The organism is Sphingomonas sp. CL5.1 (assembly GCF_013344685.1).
In the GTDB taxonomy this organism is placed as follows: domain Bacteria; phylum Pseudomonadota; class Alphaproteobacteria; order Sphingomonadales; family Sphingomonadaceae; genus Sphingomonas.
The window spans coordinates 4012353-4029554 of sequence record NZ_CP050137.1 but is presented as its reverse complement, the minus strand read 5'-3'; the positions used below and the strand labels follow the sequence as shown (position 1 = coordinate 4029554).

Below are 17202 nucleotides of genomic sequence, written 5' to 3'. Positions count from 1 at the left end.
GACTTGAGGCAGAGGTCGGGCGGTCGTCTATCGAACTTCGCGGTGTGGCGACGCGCCCGCCTCACGCCCCAGCCCAGCGATCGACTACCTTCGCCAGCACGCCGAGCGGCACGCCGCCGGTCTGCACCACCGTGTCGTTGAAGTCGCGCACGTCGAAGCGTGCGCCCATCCTCGCCTTCGCCGCGTCGCGCAGGCGGTTGATCTCATTGTGTCCGGTCTTGTAGCCGAGCGCCTGCCCCGGCCAGGTGCAATAGCGGTTCAGTTCCGATCGCGCCTGGCTGGCGGTGAAGCCGGTGGTGGCCATGAACCATTCCATCGCCTGTTCCATCGTCCAGCGCTTGTGGTGCAGCCCGGTGTCCGCAACCAGCCGCGCGGCGCGGAAGTTCATGGACTGAAGATAGCCGATCCGGCCCAGCGGATCGTCGGCGTAGAAGCCCACCTCGTCCGCGATCTGCTCGGCATAGAGGCCCCAGCCTTCGGAATAGGCGTTGAAGCTCAGCAAGGTGCGGATCAGCGGCAGATCGAAGGTATATTCGCCCTGCCAGATATGCCCCGGAATCCCCTCGTGGAAGGTCAGCGTCGGCAGGGCGAAGCGCGGCCAGATGCCGGTGTCGCGCAGGTTGATGTAATAGGTGCCGGGGATCTTGCCATCCATCGATCCCGGCCCCGCATAGCCGTTCGGCGCGCCGTCCTGGATCGCGGGCGGCACGCGCTTGATGTTGAGGTTGCCGCGCACCAGCTTGCCGAACGCCTTCGGCATCAGCGGCCTGATCTTCGCGACGACACCGTTGAGATAGGCGAGCAGCTCGGCGCGGCCAGCGTCGGTATTGGCGAACAGCAGGTCGGGGCGCTTGCCGAGCTGGGCGAGCTGCTCGCCGGCGGTGCCTTGCGTCAGCCCCTGTGCGCGGAGCAGCGGGTCCATCTGCGCTGCCAGCGCCTTGCATTGATCGAGGCCGGCGGCGTGGATCTCCTCCGGCGTGCGCTTTGTGGTGGTGCCGGCCTCAACCAGCCAGCCGTAGATGTTGTCCGCGTCCGGCACCCGCCACATGCCGGCGACGTCGGGCGCCTTCGGGCGGAGGGCGACGAAGGCGTCGGCCTGCGCGGCGAGCGCGGGGGCGATCTCCTGCTCCGCGATGCGGGCGGCGCGGGCGCTCCATTCGTCGGGCAAGGCGGCGGCATGCAGCTTCGCGCCGAGGCCGGTGACGATCGTCCATTCCGCCGGCTTCGCCGCCCCGTCGCGAAGCTGGCGCGCGGTGATATCGTTGAGGAAGCCGGGGAGATAGACGCCCTTGGCCGCGTCCGCCTTCACCCGCTCGGTCTCGTCGCGCAGCTCCTTCGCATAGGCGCGCATCCGGGCGAGATAGGCTTCCGCGTCGGCGCTGGTGGCGATCTGGTGCTTGTTCTCCAGGAGGTCCGGCACGTCGACGAACGCGCCATTGCCCTGGCTGACGACATAGGGCGTCGAACGATAACCGTTGGCGGAAAGGAACGCCATGTCGCCCACCGGCATCCGCCGCCAGCCGTCGAGCGCGATCTCATGCGCGACGGTGGCGGTCTCGACATGGGTGGTGACCTTCGGGGAGAGCTGCGTGAGGTCGATCGCGCGCAGCTCGGACAGGCGCCTGGCCGCGTCCGCCTTGCGTTGGGCCTCGGCCGCCATGCTGTGATCGCTCAGCATGGATTTGAGCGCGGCGCGCTTGCCGGTGTCGATGCCGAGGAAGGCCGCGTTCTCGGGGTAGCTCGCCAGCAGCGCTTCCGCCTGCCGGTCGAGCAGCGCCATCGCGGCGGCGTCGCCCGACGTGGCGGCAACCGCGCGGAAGGGCAGGGTGGCGGTGACGCCGAGCGCGGCGGCTCCGGCGACGAACCCACGGCGGTCGATCTGCATGGCGTTACTCCCTCGCGTGAATCTTACGAGCGCACCTCGCGCTGCCGGATCAGCCCTTCCTGCGCGACGCTGGCGACCAGCCGGCCGTCGCGGGTGAATATCTGCCCGCGATTCATGCCGCGCGCATGGCCCGCCCACGGGCTGTCGGTGGCGTAGAGCAGCCAGTCGTCGGCGCGGAAATCCTCGTGCAGCCACACGGCGTGGTCGAGGCTGGCGGTCTGGAAGCCGGGCGTGGTCCAGTTCACGCCGTGCGGCAGCATGCAGGTGCCGAGCAGCGACATGTCCGACGCATAGGACAGGATCGCGCGGTGGATCGCCGGATCGTCGCCGACCGGCGCGACGACGCGGAACCAGCTATGCTGGATCGGCGCGGTCGGCGTGGGGTTGAACCATTTGCGCGGATATACCGGGCGGATCTCAATCGGGCGCGGGCGGACGAGCGCGCGGCGGAAACGCTCGTCGACATGTTCGCTTTCGCGCGCGCGGATTTGCGCCTCGCTCTCCAGTTCCTCGGGCGGGGGGACGTCGGGCATCCGGTCCTGATGGTGGAAGCCTTCCTCCGGGGTCTGGAACGAAGCGGCCATGTTGAGGATCGGCGCGCCGCGCTGCATCGCGATCACACGGCGGGTGGCGAAGCTGCGCCCCTCGAAATCGCGGACCACGCGATAGACGATCGGGTAGTTCTCGTCGCCCGGCCGCATGAAATAGGCGTGGAGCGAATGGGCGATCTTGGGCCCGTCGGTGGAGCGCTGCGCCGCCTGGAGCGCCTGTGCGATCACCTGCCCGCCGAACACGCGCCCGACCCCGCCGTTCGAGCGCCGCCCGCGATAGAGATCGGTGTCGATCTCCTCCACGTCGAGCAGGTCGACCAGATCGGCGGCGAGTTCGGTCGGGGTGGTTGTGTCTGGCACGTCGGTCGGCTCCATGCGGCTGGCGTAGAGGAAAGCGCGGTCCCTCGACAAGACGGCTGCCGTCCGTCGCCCCGACGTTCGCCGGGGGACGAGCCGGCTTTCTTCAGTACCCCGCCAGTTGCGCCAGACGGTCGGCGTGGAAATTGGCGTCGCCGAACATCTCGGCCAGCACGCGCTGGCGCTTCATGTAGAAGCCGATGTCGTACTCGTCGGTCATGCCGATGCCGCCGTGCATCTGCACGCCTTCCTGCACCGAAAGCATGGTCGCCATGCCGGTCATCGCCTTGGCGACCGAGACGGCGGCGTCCGCCCCCCCGCTACCTGTGCTGTCGTCGCCGGCGTCGAGCAACTGCTGCGCCTTGAGCACGGCGGCGCGCGCCACCTCCATCTCGCTGTAGAGATGCGCGGCGCGGTGCTGGAGCGCCTGGAAGCTGCCGATCAGCGTGCCGAACTGCTTGCGCTCCTTGAGGTAGTTGACCGTCATGTCCATTGCGCCTGCGCCGACGCCGAGCATCTCGGCCGCGGCGCCGGTGCGGCCCGCCCGGAGCAGGCGGCCGAGCGGATCGCGCCCGGCGTCGACCTCGCCAATCACCGCATCGGCATCCACCTCGACGCCGTCGAACTCGATCCGCGCGGCGAGGCTCGAATCGGCCAGCCGTTCCGGCGTGACGGACATCTTCGCCGCGCCCTGCGGCACTGCGAACAAAGTGACGCCCGCCTCGTCGTCCGCCGCGCCCGCCGTGCGCGCCGCGACGATCAGCAGGTCGGCGACATGGCCGTGGGTGACGAACTGCTTCCTGCCGGAAAGGCGGAAGCCGTTGCCGGCCCGCTCCGCCTTGAGGCCGACGCTGGAGCGGTGCTTCGCCCCTTCGTCGATCGCCAGCGCCGCGACCGTCTCGCCCTTCAGGATGCCGGGATACCAGCGTTCCGCATGGCCGGTGCCCTTCAGTGCCTCGACCGCCGCGACGGCGGTGGAGAGGAAGGGGGAGGGGGAGAGGTTGCGCCCGATCTCCTCTAGCACCACGCCCGCCTCGACATGGCCGAGGCCAAGACCGCCATGATCCTCGCCGACCAGGATGCCGGTGAAGCCCATCTCCGCGAACTGCTTCCACAGGTCGCGGCTGAAGCCGGTGGCGTCCTTGTCGTCGCGCAGCTTGCGCATATGGCTGACGGGCGCTTTCTCTCCGACGAAATCCTTCGCCGTGTCGCGCAGCATCGATTGTTCATCATTCAGGAAAAGCGGCATTTTTCACTCCGTCGTCCCGGATCGGCCGGAACGGTTGATGGCTGGATGGTCGCGCGGGGGAATCACGCTCCCGGCAGATTGAGGATGCGCTTGGCGATGATGTTGAGCTGCACCTCGGACGTGCCGCCCTCGATCGAGTTCGCCTTGGTGCGTAGCCACGCGCGCGCCTCGCGGCCGCCGTCGGAGGCTTCGCTTTCCCATTCCAGCTCGTCGGAGCCACCCGCCGCCATCATCAGCTCGTGGCGGGACTTGTTCAGCTCCGTGCCGTAATATTTCATCATCGAAGGCTGGGCGGGGTGCGCCTTGCCCGCCTTCAGCTCATCGATGAACCGCTCGGACTGCGCCGCGAACGCCTTCGCCCGCACCTCGAACAGCGCGATCTGCGCGCGGAGCAGCGGATCGGCGAGGCGGCCCTCCGCGTCCAGCCCGATCGTCTTCCTCGCGCCTTCGATCAGCGGGTTCTTGCCGCCGCCGCCGAGGCCCATGCCGGAGATCATCTCGCGCTCGTGCCCGAGCAGATATTTGGCGACGTCCCAGCCCTTGTTCAGCTCGCCGACCAGATTCTCCTTCGGCACCTTCACATTGTCGAAGAAGGTCTCGCAGAACGGCGAATAGCCGGAGATCAGCAGGATCGGCTTGGTCGAGACGCCGGGCGTCCGCATGTCGAACAGCACGAAGCTGATGCCGTTATGCTTGTTCGTCGGATCGGTGCGGACGAGACAGAAGATCCAGTCGGCGTTGTCGGCGTAGCTCGTCCAGACCTTCTGGCCGTTGACGAGGAAGTGATCGCCCTTGTCCTCCGCCTTGGTGGCGAGGCTGGCGAGGTCGGACCCCGCGTTCGGCTCCGAATAGCCCTGGCACCAGCGGATTTCGCCGCGCGCGATCTTCGGCAGATGCTCCTTCTTCTGCGCCTCGTTGCCATATTTCAGCAGCGCCGGCCCGAGCATCGAGATGCCGAACGACGACAGCGGGTTGCGGCAGCGCAGCGCGGCCATCTCCTCGCGCAGCACCTTGGTCTCGGCCGCCGAAAGGCCGCCGCCGCCATATTCCTTCGGCCAGTCCGGCACGGTCCAGCCGCGCTCGCCCATCCGGTCCATCCACTGCTTCTGCGCGGGCGTCATCGCGCTCTGGTCGCGGCCGCCCCAGACCGAATCCTTCTCGGTGCGGACCGGCTCGCGCATCTCCGGCGGGCAATTGGCTTCGAGCCAGGCGCGCGTCTCGGCGCGGAATTGTTCGAGGTCGCTCATCATTTGCTCCAGACAAGGTCGTGCGCCGCGCGCGCGGCCGCGATCGAAAGATGGTCCTGATAACGGTCGGCGATCACCTGCACGCCGATCGGCAGCCCGCCCGCCCCGGTCGCCACCGGCACGCTGGTCGCGGGAAGGTTGGCGAAGGTGGCCAGCCCGGCCCAGGCGAACTGGGTGGCGAAGGACGTGTCCTGCCCGTCGATCTCCAGCCGGCGCCCGGTCAGCGGCGCATCGTCATGCGGGAAGGCGGTGGTGCCGAAGATCGGCGCGATCACCGCGTCATAGCGGCCGAACACCTCATGCCACTGGCGGATGTTGCGCGCCTGATGGTCGGCGAGGTCGAACCATTCGGTGAGCGTCGGCACGCCGCGCACCGGATCGGGCGCGCCGCGCGTCATCGCGATGTTGAGCATGTGCATGTAATGGCGATGCTGCTGCGACAGGTCCGGCAGCAGGTCGCTCTCATAGTCCACCTTCGCGCCGGCACCGGCGAAGGCCGCGCCGACCTTCTCCAGCGCCGCGCGCATCTCCGCTGAGATGCCCGTCTCGGGATGATCGGCGAGGATCAGGATGCGCCACTCGTCCGGCCGGCGCGGGGGGGCGGGAACGACCGGATGATCCGCCAATATGTCGAGCGCCGCCGCGAGGTCGTCGGCGTTGCGTGCCATCGGCCCGCATACGCTGAGCGCGACCCGCGCGCCGTCCGTGCCGGGGAAACTGTGGCCGGTGGTGGAGAGCAGGCCGAACGTCGGCTTCAGCCCCCACACGCCGTTGAAGGCCGCTGGCGTGCGGATCGAGCCGCCGATGTCCGAGCCGATTTCCAGCGGCACCATGCCCGAGGCCAGCGCAACGCCGCTGCCGCCCGAGGAGCCGCCGGCCGAGCGGCCATGGTCGTGCGGGTTGTGCGTGCGGCCGTAGATCGGGTTGTTCGACTGAACGTCCGCCAGCCCGACCGGCACGTTGGTCTTGCCCAGCACGATCGCGCCGGCGTTCTTCAGCCGCTGCACCAGCACCGCGTCGCGCTTCGCCGTGAAGTCGCGATGCTCGGTGAAGCCCCAGGTGGTCTTGAGGCCGGCGAGGTCGTAGCTTTCCTTCACCGTCATCGGCACGCCGAGCAAGGGCGCGTCGAACCCTTCCTTGATGCGCTGGTCGAGTTCGGCCGCCGCGTGGCGGGCGCGGGCGAAATCGCGCACCACCACCGCGTTGAGCGGCCCGTCGCGTGCCTCGATCCGGGCGATCGCCGCCTCGGTTTCAAGCAATGCGGTGGTCTCGCCCGCGCGGACGGCGGCGGCGGTTTCAAGGGCGGAGCGTTCGGTCATCGGGATACCTCGCGAGGTTCGTCATCCCCGCGCGCGGGGATGACGGCATTGGTCACTTCAACTGGCTGCCGCTCCCGGCCGCCGCCGTGAGGCTTTCGGCGACCTTGAAGCCATGCTTCTCCAGACCCGCGACCACCTTCTTCAGTCCCTCGCTCTGCGCCCAGAACATCGGGCCGCCGCGATAGACCGGCCAGCCGTAGCCGTAGATCCACACCACATCGATGTCGGACGCGCGCTGCGCCTTGCCTTCCTCGAGGATCAGTGCGCCTTCGTTGACCATCGTGTAGAGCGTGCGCTCTACGATCTCCTGATCGGTGATCTCGCGCTTCGGCAGGTTCGATTTCTGGCGGAACTCCTCGATGATCTCCGCCACGCGCGGCGAGGGGGTGGGGTTCCGCTTCTCGTCGTAGTCATAGAAGCCGGCCTGCTTCTTCTGCCCCCAGCGGCCCTCAGCGCACAAGGCGTCGCGGATCGTCTCGATCCGGTTGGGATCGCGGTGCCAGCCGATGTCGACGCCCGCGAGATCGGACATCTGGAATGGCCCCATCGGCATGCCGAAATCGGTGTGGACCTTGTCGATCTGCTGCGGGGTGGCGCCTTCCATCAGCAGCTTGTTCGCCTCCTGCTGGCGCGGGGCGAGCATCCGGTTGCCGATGAAGCCGTGGCATACGCCGGCCACGACCGCGACCTTCCTGATCTTCTTGGAAAGCGCCATGACGGTGGCGAGCACGTCCTTCGCGGTCTTGTCGCCGCGCACCACCTCCAGCAATTTCATCACGTTGGCGGGGGAGAAGAAATGCATCCCCACCACGTCCTCCGGCCGGCTGGTGACGGCGGCGATCTCGTTGATGTCGAGATAGGAGGTGTTCGACGCAAGGATCGCGCCGGGTTTCGCGATCTTGTCGAGCTTGCCGAAGATGTCCTTCTTCACGTCCATATTCTCATAGACCGCCTCGATGATGAGGTCGCAGTCCTTGAGGTCTTCGAGGCTGAGCGTGGGGGTGAGCAGGCCCATCGCCTTTTCCGGCGCATCGGGCTTGATGCGCCCCTTGGCGGCGGATGCCTCGTAATTCCTGCGCATTACGGCCACGCCGCGATCGAGCGCCTCCCGTTGCATCTCGACGATGGTGACGGGGATGCCCGCCGACAGGAAGTTCATGCTGATCCCGCCGCCCATCGTGCCGGCGCCGATCACGCCGACGCGGTTGATCGGGCGGAGCGGCGTCTTGGGATCGACGTCATCAATCTTGGCGGCCTGCCGCTCGGCGAAGAAGATGTGGCGCTGCGCGGCGGACTGAACGCCCATCATCAGCTTCATGAACTCGTCACGCTCGAACTTCATGCCCTCGTCGAAGGGAAGCTCGGTCGCGGCGACGGCGCAGCGGATGTTCGCCTCCGGCGCGTCGAAGCCGCGGAACTTCTTCGCATTGGCCTTGCGGAATTCGGCGACCGCTTCCGGATCGGGCTTCGCGTCCTTGTCGCGGATACGCGGGATCGGCCGCTTGTGGGCAATCTCGCGGGCGAAGGCGATCGCGTCGGCCTCAAGGCTGTCCTCGCCTACCACGCGATCGATCAGGCCAAGCTCCGCCGCCTTCTTCGCCGGCACCGGATCGCCGATCGCCAGCATCGGCAGCGCGGCCTTCATGCCGATCAGGCGCGGCAGGCGCTGCGTGCCGCCCGCGCCGGGGAGCAGGCCGAGCTTCACCTCCGGCGTGCCGATCATCGCGGAGGGCACCGCGACGCGATAATGGCAGGCCAGCGCCGTCTCGCACCCGCCGCCCAGCGCCGTGCCGTGGATCGCCGCGACGATCGGCTTGGGCGAGGCGTCCATCATGTCGATCACCTCATGCAGCGAGGCGCCCATCGGCGGCTTGCCGAACTCCGTGATGTCCGCGCCCGCGAAGAAGGTGCGGCCGTCGCAGCGCAGCACCATCGCGGCGATCGAGCCGTCGGCGATGCCTTCCTTGACGCCGGCCTCCAGCCCGTCGCGCACCGCCGCGCCGAGCGCGTTCACCGGCGGCGAATTCGAGATGATGACGAGCACGTCGCCGTGGCGTTCGGTGCGGACGGGGGAAGTCATGTCGGGTTTCTCCAGTTGGTCGGCAGGGCGTGGCGGTCAGGCCAGCGCGGAATAGATCATCGTCTTCAGCTCGCGCCGCACCGGATAGAGCGACGAGGGCGACAATTGCGTCATGAACACCATCGACAGCCGCTCGACCGGATCGACGAAGAAGGCGGTCGAGAACATGCCGCCCCAATAATATTCGCCCACCGATCCCGGCATCATCGACCGCGCCACGTCGATCGTCACCGCGAAGCCAAGGCCGAAGCCGGTGCCGGCGTTCTGCGTCTCGCTGAACATCGAATCGGACATGGAGCTGAGATCGGCGTTGTCGGGCAGGTGGTTGACCGTCATCAGGTCGATCGTCTTGCGCCCGACGACGCGCGCGCCGTCCAGCTCGCCGCCATTGAGGCACATCTGGCAGAAGCGGTTGTAATCGTGCGATGTCGACACCAGCCCGCCGCCGCCCGAGACGAGCGTGAACGGCCGCGCCCACATGCTGTCGCTGGCGCGGTCGAACATCTGGTTGCCCTTGCCGGGCACGAAGGTCTGGCAATCGACCAGCCGGTCGAGCTTGTCGGCGGGCACGGTGAAGAAGGTGTCGTGCATCTTCAGCGGCTTGAAGATGCGTTCCTCGAAGAAGCGCTCCAGCGGCATCCCGGCGACTCGCTGCACGACGAGGCCGAGCACGTCGGTCGCGACCGAATAGTTCCAGCGCGTGCCGGGCGAGAATTCCAGCGGCAGCTCGCCCAGCGCGGCCACGAAGCCGTCGAGGTCGTATTTGCCGTGCCAGTTCTCCAGCTTCAGCTCGCGATGCGCCGCGTCGATGTTCGAGCGGTTCTGGAACGAATAGGTGAAGCCCGCGGTGTGGCGCAGCAGGTCCACCATCCGCATCGGCTCGTCGGTCGGCTTCGTCATGAACGGCACGCCCGCGCCGCCGCCGGCATAGACGCCGACGCCCTTCAGCTCGGGCAGGACGTGGTGGACCGGCGTGTCGAGCGCGACCAGCGCCTCCTCCACCAGCATCATGAAGGCGAGCGAGGTGATCGGCTTGGTCATCGAGGCGATGCGGAACAGCGAGCCTTCGTCGATCCGCTTCTTCTTCCCCTCGCGCGCCGCGCCCTGCGAGGAGAAATGCACCACCTCGCCGTCGCGCGCGATCAATAGCTGGGCGTGCGGGAACTTGCCCGAATCGAGGTATCGTTCCTTCAGCAGGCGGTCGATCGCGGCGAGCCGGCCGGGGTTGAAACCGTGTTTCTCTGGCCTGGCGATCTTCATGCCTGCTCCATACCCCTGTTTCAAATCGTCTTCACGCCCTATCGCTTGAGCGGCGCGGAAATCAATCCTAACCTCGGCGATGACAAACCCGTTTTTCTAGTGAGAGAGGATCGTCGTGGAGAATCAATCGGCAGCGGGCAAGGCGTGGCCGGCGGTGTCGCTGGTGGAGGCAACGGCGATCCTTACCGCGCCCGGCAGCCGTTTCGAAATGGAAACGGTGGAGATTCGCGGGATTCCGACGCGGGTGTGGAAGAACGTCCCGCCGCACATGGCGGCGCTCGTCCGCTTCTCGCGCACCCATGGCGAGCGGCTCGCGACGATCCACGAGGACGAGCGGGTCAGCTATGAGGCGCAGTTCCGCGCGATCGCGGCGCTGGCGCACGACCTGCGCGCGCACGGCGTGGAGAAGGGCGACCGCGTGGCGATCGCGATGCGCAACCTGCCGGAATGGATCGTCGGCTTCTTTGCGGCGGCGGTGATCGGGGCGATCGTCGTGCCGCTCAATGCGTGGTGGACCGGCGACGAGCTGGCGTATGGCCTGAGTGATTCGGGCGCGAAGGTGCTAATCGCGGACGACGAGCGCTGGGCGCGGATCGCGCCGCACCGCGCCGCCTTGCCGGCGCTCGCCCGCGTGCTGGTGAGTCGCGCCGCGACGCCGCCGGAAAGCCCCGCCGCGCGGCTGGAGGACGTGATCGGCGCGCCGCGCGACTGGGCGGGGCTGCCCGACCGCGACCTGCCCGAGGCCGATCTCGCGCCCGACGACGACGTGTCGATCCTCTACACCAGCGGCACCACCGGCAATCCCAAGGGCGCGCTCGGCACGCATCGCAATTTCATGAGCAACATCCTGTCCAGCGGCTTCGCGATGGCGCGCATGTTCGTGCGGCGCGGCGAGCCGTTGCCGGAGCCGACGCCGAAGGTCGCGCTGACGGTGATCCCGCTGTTCCACGCCACGGCGCTCTCCGCCGGGTTGATGGGCGCGATGGCGGCGGGCGGCACCACCATCTACATGCGCAAGTTCGAGCCGCTGCGCGCGATGGAGATCATCGAGCGCGAGCGGGTCAATTCCACCGGCGGCGTGCCGACCATCGCCTGGCAGTTGCTGGAGCACCCCGAGCGGCATCGCTTCGACCTCTCCAGCCTGGAGATGATCGGCTATGGCGGCGCGCCCTCCGCGCCGGAGCTGGTGCGCAAGATCGCGGCCGATCTGAAGGCGCTGCCCGCCAACGGCTGGGGCATGACGGAAACCACCGCGACCGTCACCACGCACGGCGCGGAGGATTATCTCAACCGGCCGGAAAGCTGCGGCCCGCCGGTCGCGGTGGCCGACCTGAAGGTGATGGACGCGGACGGGACGCGCGAGCTGCCGGCCGGCGAGATCGGGGAATTGTGGGCGCGCGGGCCGATGATCGTGAAGGGCTATTGGAACAGGCCCGAGGCGACGGCGGCGACCTTCGTCGACGGCTGGGTGCGCACCGGCGACCTCGCGCGGCTGGACGAGGAGGGCTTCTGCTACATCGTCGATCGCGCCAAGGACATGCTGATCCGGGGCGGCGAGAATATCTATTCGAGCGAGGTGGAGAATGTCCTCTACGATCACCCGGCGGTGACGGATTGCGCGGTGATCGGCATCCCCCACCGCACCCTGGGCGAGGAGCCGGCGGCGGTGGTGCATCTCGCGCCCGGCGCCAGCGCGAGCGAGGCCGAGCTTCAGGCATGGGTCCGCGCGCGGCTGGCGGCGTTCAAGGTGCCCGTGGCGATCCGCTTCGCCGCCGAGACGCTGCCGCGCAACGCCAACGGCAAGATACTGAAGCGTGATCTCAAGACCTTGTTCGAGGATCGCGCGGCGGCCTGACCATGGCGCGGAACTGTTCCGATCGCGGAACATTACGATGGCGTAGCAACGGTGCTGCGGATCGGAGAAGCGGCGCTTGGATCGCACGAGGGATTTTCTGCGTGGGCGGCGGCGGTCGGAGCTGACCGCCGAGGAAATGGCGGTGCTCGAGGCGGCGATTTCCGAGGTGGTGGTCGTGCCGCCGCGGCGGATCATCGCCCATCGCGCCGATCGCCTGCACAACAGCACGCTGCTGATTGACGGCTTCATCTGCCGCTACATGGATGCGCGCGACGGCTACCGGCAGCTCGTATCCTATCAGGTGCCGGGCGATTTCGTCGATCTGCACGGCTATCCGACCCGGCACATCGACCATGACATCGCCACGTTGACCGAATCGCGGATCGCGCTGGTGCCGCATGAGCGGCTCGACGCGATCATGGCGACGATGCCGCATCTCGCGCGGCTGCTGTGGTTCAGCACCCTGCTCGACGCCGCGCTGCATCGCGAATGGATCTTCCGCATCGGCCGGCTCGACGCGGCGGGCAGGGTGGCGCACTTCCTGTGCGAGACCAACCTGCGCATGGCGGCGGTGGGCCGGGCGGTCGGCGGACGGTTCGCGCTGCCGCTGACCCAGCAGGACATGGGCGAGGCGTGCGGGCTGACCAGCGTGCATGTCAACCGCACGCTGCGGCGGCTGCGGGAGGATGGCGTGGTGGAGATTTCACGCGGTCACGCGCATGTGATGGACTTCCCGCGACTGGCGCGGATCGGGGAGTTCGACCCGGACTATCTCTATCTGGAGGACGGGCCGTGGCACGGTGGATGAATGCGGCGGGTGATGCTGGCGATGTTCCCGGTTTGTCGCTAGTGTCGCCCGATGGCCGACCGGTCCCCTGATCTTTCCGACGCCGCGCCGTCGCCGCTCCCGGCCGCCGAGGGAGCGTTCGGCCTGCCGCTGACCGCCGGCGGGATCGAGGACGCGCGGATCGCGCTGCGTCGCGACCGGCTGCTCGCCGCGCTGACGTTGCTGGCGGGGCTGGGCGTCGTGCTCGGCACGCCGTTCGCGCTGAAGGCGGGGGCGGAGTTCTTCCTGCCCACCACGGTCGCGCTGGTCGTCGGCATCGCGCTGATCCCGATGCTGGAATGGCTGGAGCGCCGCCGCATCCCGTCGCCGATCGCGGCGCTGATCTGCGTGCTGCTGTTCCTGATCGCGGCGAACATCGTGGTGGCGGCGATCGTCTTTCCGGCCATCGACTTCTTCCGCCTGCTGCCCAAGCGAATCGGCCGGATCCAGGAGAATCTCGCCCCGCTGCTCGATCTCTATTCGAACCTCGAGCATTACGCGAACCGCACGCTGCGCCAGATCGCCTCCACCCCGATCCGGCCGCTGCCGACCGCCACCGTCACCCAGCCGCAGTCGATTCTCGAACTGGCGGCGAGTTCCGCGCCGGCGGCGATCATCCAGCTTTTCTACGCGGTGCTCGTCACCTTCTTCTTCCTGTCCGGCTGGACGCGGCTGCGCGAGCGGACGATCACCAGCCGCACCAGCTTCGGCGGGGCGATGGCCACCGCGCGGGTGATCCAGGACGTGGTGGATCACGTATCGTCCTATCTCGGCACGATCACCGTCATCAACGTGGCGCTGGGGCTGACCGTCGCGGGCATGCTGCATCTGCTGGGCATGCCTTCCCCGCTGATGTGGGGCGGGATCGTCGCGCTGCTGAACTACATCCCCTATTTCGGGCCGGTGGTGGCGGCGCTGCTGATCGCGATCGGCGCGCTGATGACCTTCGGCGACGTGTGGACCGCGCTCGCCGCGCCGGGGATCATGTATGGCTGTCACCTGATCGAGGCGAACGTGCTGACGCCGCTGATCGTCGGCCATCGCCTCACCATCAGCCCGATCCTGATCCTCGTCTCGATCAGCTTCTGGGGCTGGATCTGGGGCACGCCGGGGGCGCTGCTCGCGGTGCCGCTGCTGGTCATCATCCAGACCGTGCTGGGCGCGGCGGGCAAGCCGGATATCGCCGGATTCCTGTTCGAGCACGGCACGCTGGTGCGGCAGGAACGCCGCCACGCGCGCCGTTTTGAAAAAGGTTCGACAAGCCCGGTTGACAGCCCCGGATCGCCCGCCTAGTTGGCGCGCCTCACGCTTTCCAAGCGGGTGTAGCTCAGTTGGTTAGAGCGCCGGCCTGTCACGCCGGAGGTCGCGGGTTCGAGCCCCGTCACTCGCGCCATTTCCCGGCGGAAGGCGTCATTCACACAGCGGAAACGGGATTGACCGGCGCGGGATCGCTTCCGGGCGCGTTCGGCTCCGGCACGTCCACGTCCGGCCCCGGCGGAGCGATCTCCGGCGGGGGCGGGGCGGGCGGCTGCGGCTGGTCCGGTTTCGGGACATCGGGCGGCGGCGGGGGTGGCGGCGGAGTGGCCATGATCGCTCCTTTCCCACGGGAAACGCAGGGGCGGCGCCCCGGTTGCCGCCTGCGGCTTGCCGAAGCGGCGGCGGCGGTATAGAGGCGCCCACTTCGGCGGTGTCCCATGCGGGCGTGGCGGAACTGGTAGACGCGCCGGATTTAGGTTCCGGTATCGCAAGATGTGGGGGTTCGAGTCCCTTCGCCCGCACCAGTCACCCGCACCTCGCGGGGCGGCACCTCCTTACGGATTCTTTCCTTTACGAAGGCTGACGATGCAGACTGTCGAGACGTTGAACGAAGGGCTGAAGCGCGCCTACACGCTCACCATCACCGCGAAGGACATCGAGAAGAAGGTCGATGCCGAGCTGAAGCGCGTCGCGCCGCAGATTCGCATGCCCGGCTTCCGCCCCGGCAAGGTGCCGACCAACCTGGTGCGCAAGATGCACGGCCCCGCGCTGTTGCAGGACGCGCTCAACACCTCGATCCAGGAAGGCGTGCAGTCGCTGCTCGCCGACCAGCAGCTTCGCCCCGCGATGCAGCCCTCGGTCGAGCTGGCCGACGGCTATGAGCCGGGCAAGGACGCCGAGCTGAAGGTCGAGCTGGAGGTGCTGCCGCAGGTGCCGGCCCCGGCGATCGAGAACCTGAAGCTGGAGCGGCTGACCGTGCCGGTCGCCGACGAGGCGGTCGAGGAGCAGCTCAGGAAGTTCGCCGACCAGATGAAGCGCTGGGAAGACGCCAAGCCGAGCCACAAGGCCAGACTGGGCGACCAGGTGACCGTCGATTTCGTCGGCAAGACGATGGACGGCGTGGCGTTCGAGGGCGGCACCGGCACCGACATGGCGATCGAGCTTGGCGAAGGCCGCCTGATCCCCGGCTTCGAGGATCAGGTCGTCGGCGTGAAGAACGGCGAGGAACGCCAGATCAAGGTCACCTTCCCGGAGGATTATCCGGCGAAGGAGCTGGCCGGCAAGGACGCGACCTTCGACCTCACCGTGAAGTCGGTGAAGACCGCCGCCGAGAGCAAGATCGACGAGGATCTCGCCAAGAACCTCGGTCTCGAAAGCCTGGAGCAGCTCAAGGGCCTGCTGAAGGGCCAGATCGAGCAGGAGCATAACGGCCTCACCCGCACCTATATGAAGCGCAAGCTGCTCGACCAGCTCGCCGCCGGCCACGATTTCGAGGTGCCGCCGTCGATGGTCGAGGCCGAGTTCACCCAGATCTGGCAGCAGCTCGAGCATGAGGCGACCCATGAGGCCGATCCGAAGGCCGCGATGGAGGAGCTGGAGAACGACCGCGACGATTACCGCAAGATCGCGGAGCGCCGCGTGCGGCTTGGCCTGCTCCTGTCCGAGATCGGCCAGGCCAATGGCGTCGAGGTGACGCAGCAGGAGATGAACCGCCTGATCGCGCAGGCCGCGCAGCAATATCGCGGCGAGGACCAGAAGCGTTTCATCCAATATATCCAGCAGGAGCCGATGGCCGCCGCCCAGCTCCGCGCGCCGCTCTATGAGGACAAGGTCGTCGACTTCCTGTTCGACAAGGCCGAGGTGACCGACCGCGAGACCACCCGCGAGGAGCTGGAAGCCGCGATCGAAAGCGACGACGGCTTCTCGACCGGCACGCACAGCCACGACCACGACAACCACAAGCCGCGCCAGAAGAAGGCGGCGGCGACGAAGAAGGCCGCCGCGGGCGAGGAAGCGGCCGAGAAGCCCGCCGCGAAGAAGGCGCCGGCCAGGAAGGCCGTGGCGAAGGACGAGGCTCCGGCCGAGGAGGCCGCTAAGCCCGCCGCGAAGAAGGCTCCGGCCAAGAAGGCGGCCGCCAAGGACGAGGCTCTCGCCGAGGAGGTCGCCAAGCCCGCCGCGAAGAAGGCTCCGGCCAAAAAGCCCGCTGCCAAGAAGGAAGGCTGAGCCGGACCTCTCGGGCTTCTCCCCTGAAGGGGAGGGCTTTACGTCGAGCCTGTCGGGCCGCCGCCTTTCCTGTTAGGGAGCGGGCGGGGGGCCTCGACAGGCTCGATGCGTTTTTGCCCTGGGGTGTCCGTGCCGACCGAACCGACGATCGCCGTCCTGCTGCCATGCTATAACGAGGAAGCCGCGATCGCGCAGACGATCGCCGGTTTCCGCGCGGCGCTGCCCGGCGCGGCGATCCATGTCTATGACAACAATTCCCGCGACCGCACGATCGAGGTGGCGCGCGCCGCCGGGGCGATCGTCCGCTCGGAACGCATCCAGGGCAAGGGCGCGGTGGTGCGTCGCATGTTCGCGGATGTCGACGCCGATATCTATGTGATGGCGGACGGCGACGCGACCTATGACGCCGCCTCCGCCCCGGCGCTGGTCGCACGGGTGCTGGACGAGCAGCTCGACATGGTGGTCGGCAGCCGCATCGGCGAGGCTACCGAGGCCTATCGGCGCGGCCACCGCTTCGGCAACGCGCTGCTGACGGGGATGCTGGCGCGGCTGTTCGGGCGCAGCTTCACCGATATCCTTTCGGGCTATCGCGTGTTCTCGCGGCGATTCGTCAAGAGCTTCCCGGTGCTGTCGGCCGGGTTCGAGATCGAGACGGAGATCAGCGTCCACGCGCTTGAGCTGAAGATGCCGGTGGCGGAGATCGAGACGCCCTATTTCGCCCGGCCGGAGGGATCGACCTCGAAGCTGTCGACCTATCGCGACGGCTGGCGCATCCTCAACACGATCATCACGCTCTATCGCATCGAGCGGCCCTTGTGGTTCTTCGGCGCGATCGGTGCGCTGCTGCTGGCGCTGGCGGTGATCCTCGCGGTGCCGCTGGCGATCACCTATGTCCAGACCGGGCTGGTGCCGCGCTTCCCCACCGCGATCGCCGTCACCGGGCTGACGATCCTCGCCGCGCTGAACGGGTTCGCCGGGCTGATCCTCGATACCGTGGTGCGCGGGCGGCGCGAGGTGCGGCGGCTGGCCTATCTGGCGCATCGCGCCCCGTCGCGCGGGGCTTGAACAACCCCGCCGGAGCGCCGATGTTGGC

General features: G+C 68.0%; 13 protein-coding genes and 2 tRNA genes. 7 read left to right on the top strand and 8 right to left on the bottom strand.

Going from position 1 to position 17202, the window contains the following annotated elements:
• Positions 1–61: 61 nt before the first annotated feature.
• The 7 genes from F9288_RS19350 to F9288_RS19320 all read right to left on the bottom strand — a co-directional run bounded on the left by F9288_RS19350 (position 62) and on the right by F9288_RS19320 (position 9948).
• Positions 62–1885, bottom strand: coding sequence for a DUF885 family protein (locus F9288_RS19350; RefSeq protein WP_174838278.1), 1824 nt, complete (start codon positions 1883–1885; stop codon positions 62–64).
• Between the two features lie 23 nt (positions 1886–1908).
• The gene (locus F9288_RS19345; RefSeq protein ID WP_174839204.1) at positions 1909–2811 is read right to left on the bottom strand and encodes an acyl-CoA thioesterase II; all 903 of its coding nucleotides are present in this window, start codon (positions 2809–2811) and stop codon (positions 1909–1911) included.
• 88 nt (positions 2812–2899) lie between these two features.
• A complete protein-coding gene (locus F9288_RS19340; RefSeq protein WP_174838277.1) occupies positions 2900–4042 on the bottom strand; it encodes an acyl-CoA dehydrogenase family protein in 1143 nt (380 codons plus the stop codon).
• Positions 4043–4104: 62 nt separating this feature from the next.
• Positions 4105–5292: an acyl-CoA dehydrogenase family protein gene (locus tag F9288_RS19335; protein ID WP_174838276.1), complete on the bottom strand. Its 1188-nt coding sequence runs from the start codon at positions 5290–5292 to the stop codon at positions 4105–4107.
• A complete protein-coding gene (locus F9288_RS19330; protein ID WP_174838275.1) occupies positions 5289–6608 on the bottom strand; it encodes an amidase family protein in 1320 nt (439 codons plus the stop codon). The genes F9288_RS19335 and F9288_RS19330 overlap by 4 nt, the downstream gene beginning before the upstream one ends.
• A 52-nt stretch (positions 6609–6660) precedes the next feature.
• The gene (locus tag F9288_RS19325; protein WP_174838274.1) at positions 6661–8688 is read right to left on the bottom strand and encodes a 3-hydroxyacyl-CoA dehydrogenase NAD-binding domain-containing protein; all 2028 of its coding nucleotides are present in this window, start codon (positions 8686–8688) and stop codon (positions 6661–6663) included.
• A 36-nt stretch (positions 8689–8724) separates the two neighbouring features.
• Positions 8725–9948, bottom strand: a complete 1224-nt coding sequence (locus F9288_RS19320) for a serine hydrolase (protein WP_174838273.1) — start codon at positions 9946–9948, stop codon at positions 8725–8727.
• Positions 9949–10063: 115 nt separating this feature from the next.
• On the opposite strand from F9288_RS19320, the gene F9288_RS19315 reads away from it, so the two are divergent.
• From F9288_RS19315 to F9288_RS19300, 4 genes are all read left to right on the top strand, one after another.
• A complete protein-coding gene (locus tag F9288_RS19315) occupies positions 10064–11803 on the top strand; it encodes a class I adenylate-forming enzyme family protein (RefSeq protein WP_254620973.1) in 1740 nt (579 codons plus the stop codon).
• A 76-nt stretch (positions 11804–11879) separates the two neighbouring features.
• Positions 11880–12611, top strand: a complete 732-nt coding sequence (locus F9288_RS19310) for a Crp/Fnr family transcriptional regulator (protein WP_368076172.1) — start codon at positions 11880–11882, stop codon at positions 12609–12611.
• A gap of 51 nt (positions 12612–12662) precedes the next feature.
• Positions 12663–13922 (top strand): AI-2E family transporter, encoded by a 1260-nt coding sequence (locus F9288_RS19305; protein ID WP_174838272.1) that lies wholly within the window; start codon positions 12663–12665, stop codon positions 13920–13922.
• Positions 13923–13945: 23 nt separating this feature from the next.
• A tRNA-Asp gene (locus tag F9288_RS19300) sits at positions 13946–14022 on the top strand.
• Between the two features lie 21 nt (positions 14023–14043).
• Here the strand turns inward: F9288_RS19300 and F9288_RS19295 are convergent.
• Entirely contained in the window at positions 14044–14217 is a 174-nt protein-coding gene (locus F9288_RS19295) for a hypothetical protein (protein ID WP_174838271.1), read from the bottom strand.
• 108 nt (positions 14218–14325) lie between these two features.
• Here F9288_RS19295 and F9288_RS19290 point away from each other — a divergent pair.
• The 3 genes from F9288_RS19290 to F9288_RS19280 all read left to right on the top strand — a co-directional run bounded on the left by F9288_RS19290 (position 14326) and on the right by F9288_RS19280 (position 17174).
• Positions 14326–14410, top strand: a tRNA-Leu gene (locus tag F9288_RS19290).
• Positions 14411–14471: 61 nt separating this feature from the next.
• Positions 14472–16109 (top strand): trigger factor, encoded by a 1638-nt coding sequence (gene tig / locus F9288_RS19285; protein WP_174838270.1) that lies wholly within the window; start codon positions 14472–14474, stop codon positions 16107–16109.
• Positions 16110–16214: 105 nt separating this feature from the next.
• The gene (locus tag F9288_RS19280; RefSeq protein WP_174838269.1) at positions 16215–17174 is read left to right on the top strand and encodes a glycosyltransferase family 2 protein; all 960 of its coding nucleotides are present in this window, start codon (positions 16215–16217) and stop codon (positions 17172–17174) included.
• The last annotated feature ends 28 nt before the right edge of the window (positions 17175–17202 follow it).

Excerpts from the sequence above, each read along its gene's own strand:
- F9288_RS19280 (WP_174838269.1), top strand. The coding sequence starts at position 16,215 with ATGCGTTTTTGCCCTGGGGTGTCCGTGCCGACCGAACCGACGATCGCC.
- F9288_RS19350 (WP_174838278.1), bottom strand. The coding sequence starts at position 1,885 with ATGCAGATCGACCGCCGTGGGTTCGTCGCCGGAGCCGCCGCGCTCGGC.
- F9288_RS19345 (WP_174839204.1), bottom strand. The coding sequence starts at position 2,811 with ATGGAGCCGACCGACGTGCCAGACACAACCACCCCGACCGAACTCGCC.
- F9288_RS19295 (WP_174838271.1), bottom strand. The coding sequence starts at position 14,217 with ATGGCCACTCCGCCGCCACCCCCGCCGCCGCCCGATGTCCCGAAACCG.
- F9288_RS19340 (WP_174838277.1), bottom strand. The coding sequence starts at position 4,042 with ATGCCGCTTTTCCTGAATGATGAACAATCGATGCTGCGCGACACGGCG.
- F9288_RS19335 (WP_174838276.1), bottom strand. The coding sequence starts at position 5,292 with ATGATGAGCGACCTCGAACAATTCCGCGCCGAGACGCGCGCCTGGCTC.
- F9288_RS19325 (WP_174838274.1), bottom strand. The coding sequence starts at position 8,688 with ATGACTTCCCCCGTCCGCACCGAACGCCACGGCGACGTGCTCGTCATC.
- F9288_RS19320 (WP_174838273.1), bottom strand. The coding sequence starts at position 9,948 with ATGAAGATCGCCAGGCCAGAGAAACACGGTTTCAACCCCGGCCGGCTC.
- F9288_RS19305 (WP_174838272.1), top strand. The coding sequence starts at position 12,663 with ATGGCCGACCGGTCCCCTGATCTTTCCGACGCCGCGCCGTCGCCGCTC.
- F9288_RS19330 (WP_174838275.1), bottom strand. The coding sequence starts at position 6,608 with ATGACCGAACGCTCCGCCCTTGAAACCGCCGCCGCCGTCCGCGCGGGC.
- tig (WP_174838270.1), top strand. The coding sequence starts at position 14,472 with ATGCAGACTGTCGAGACGTTGAACGAAGGGCTGAAGCGCGCCTACACG.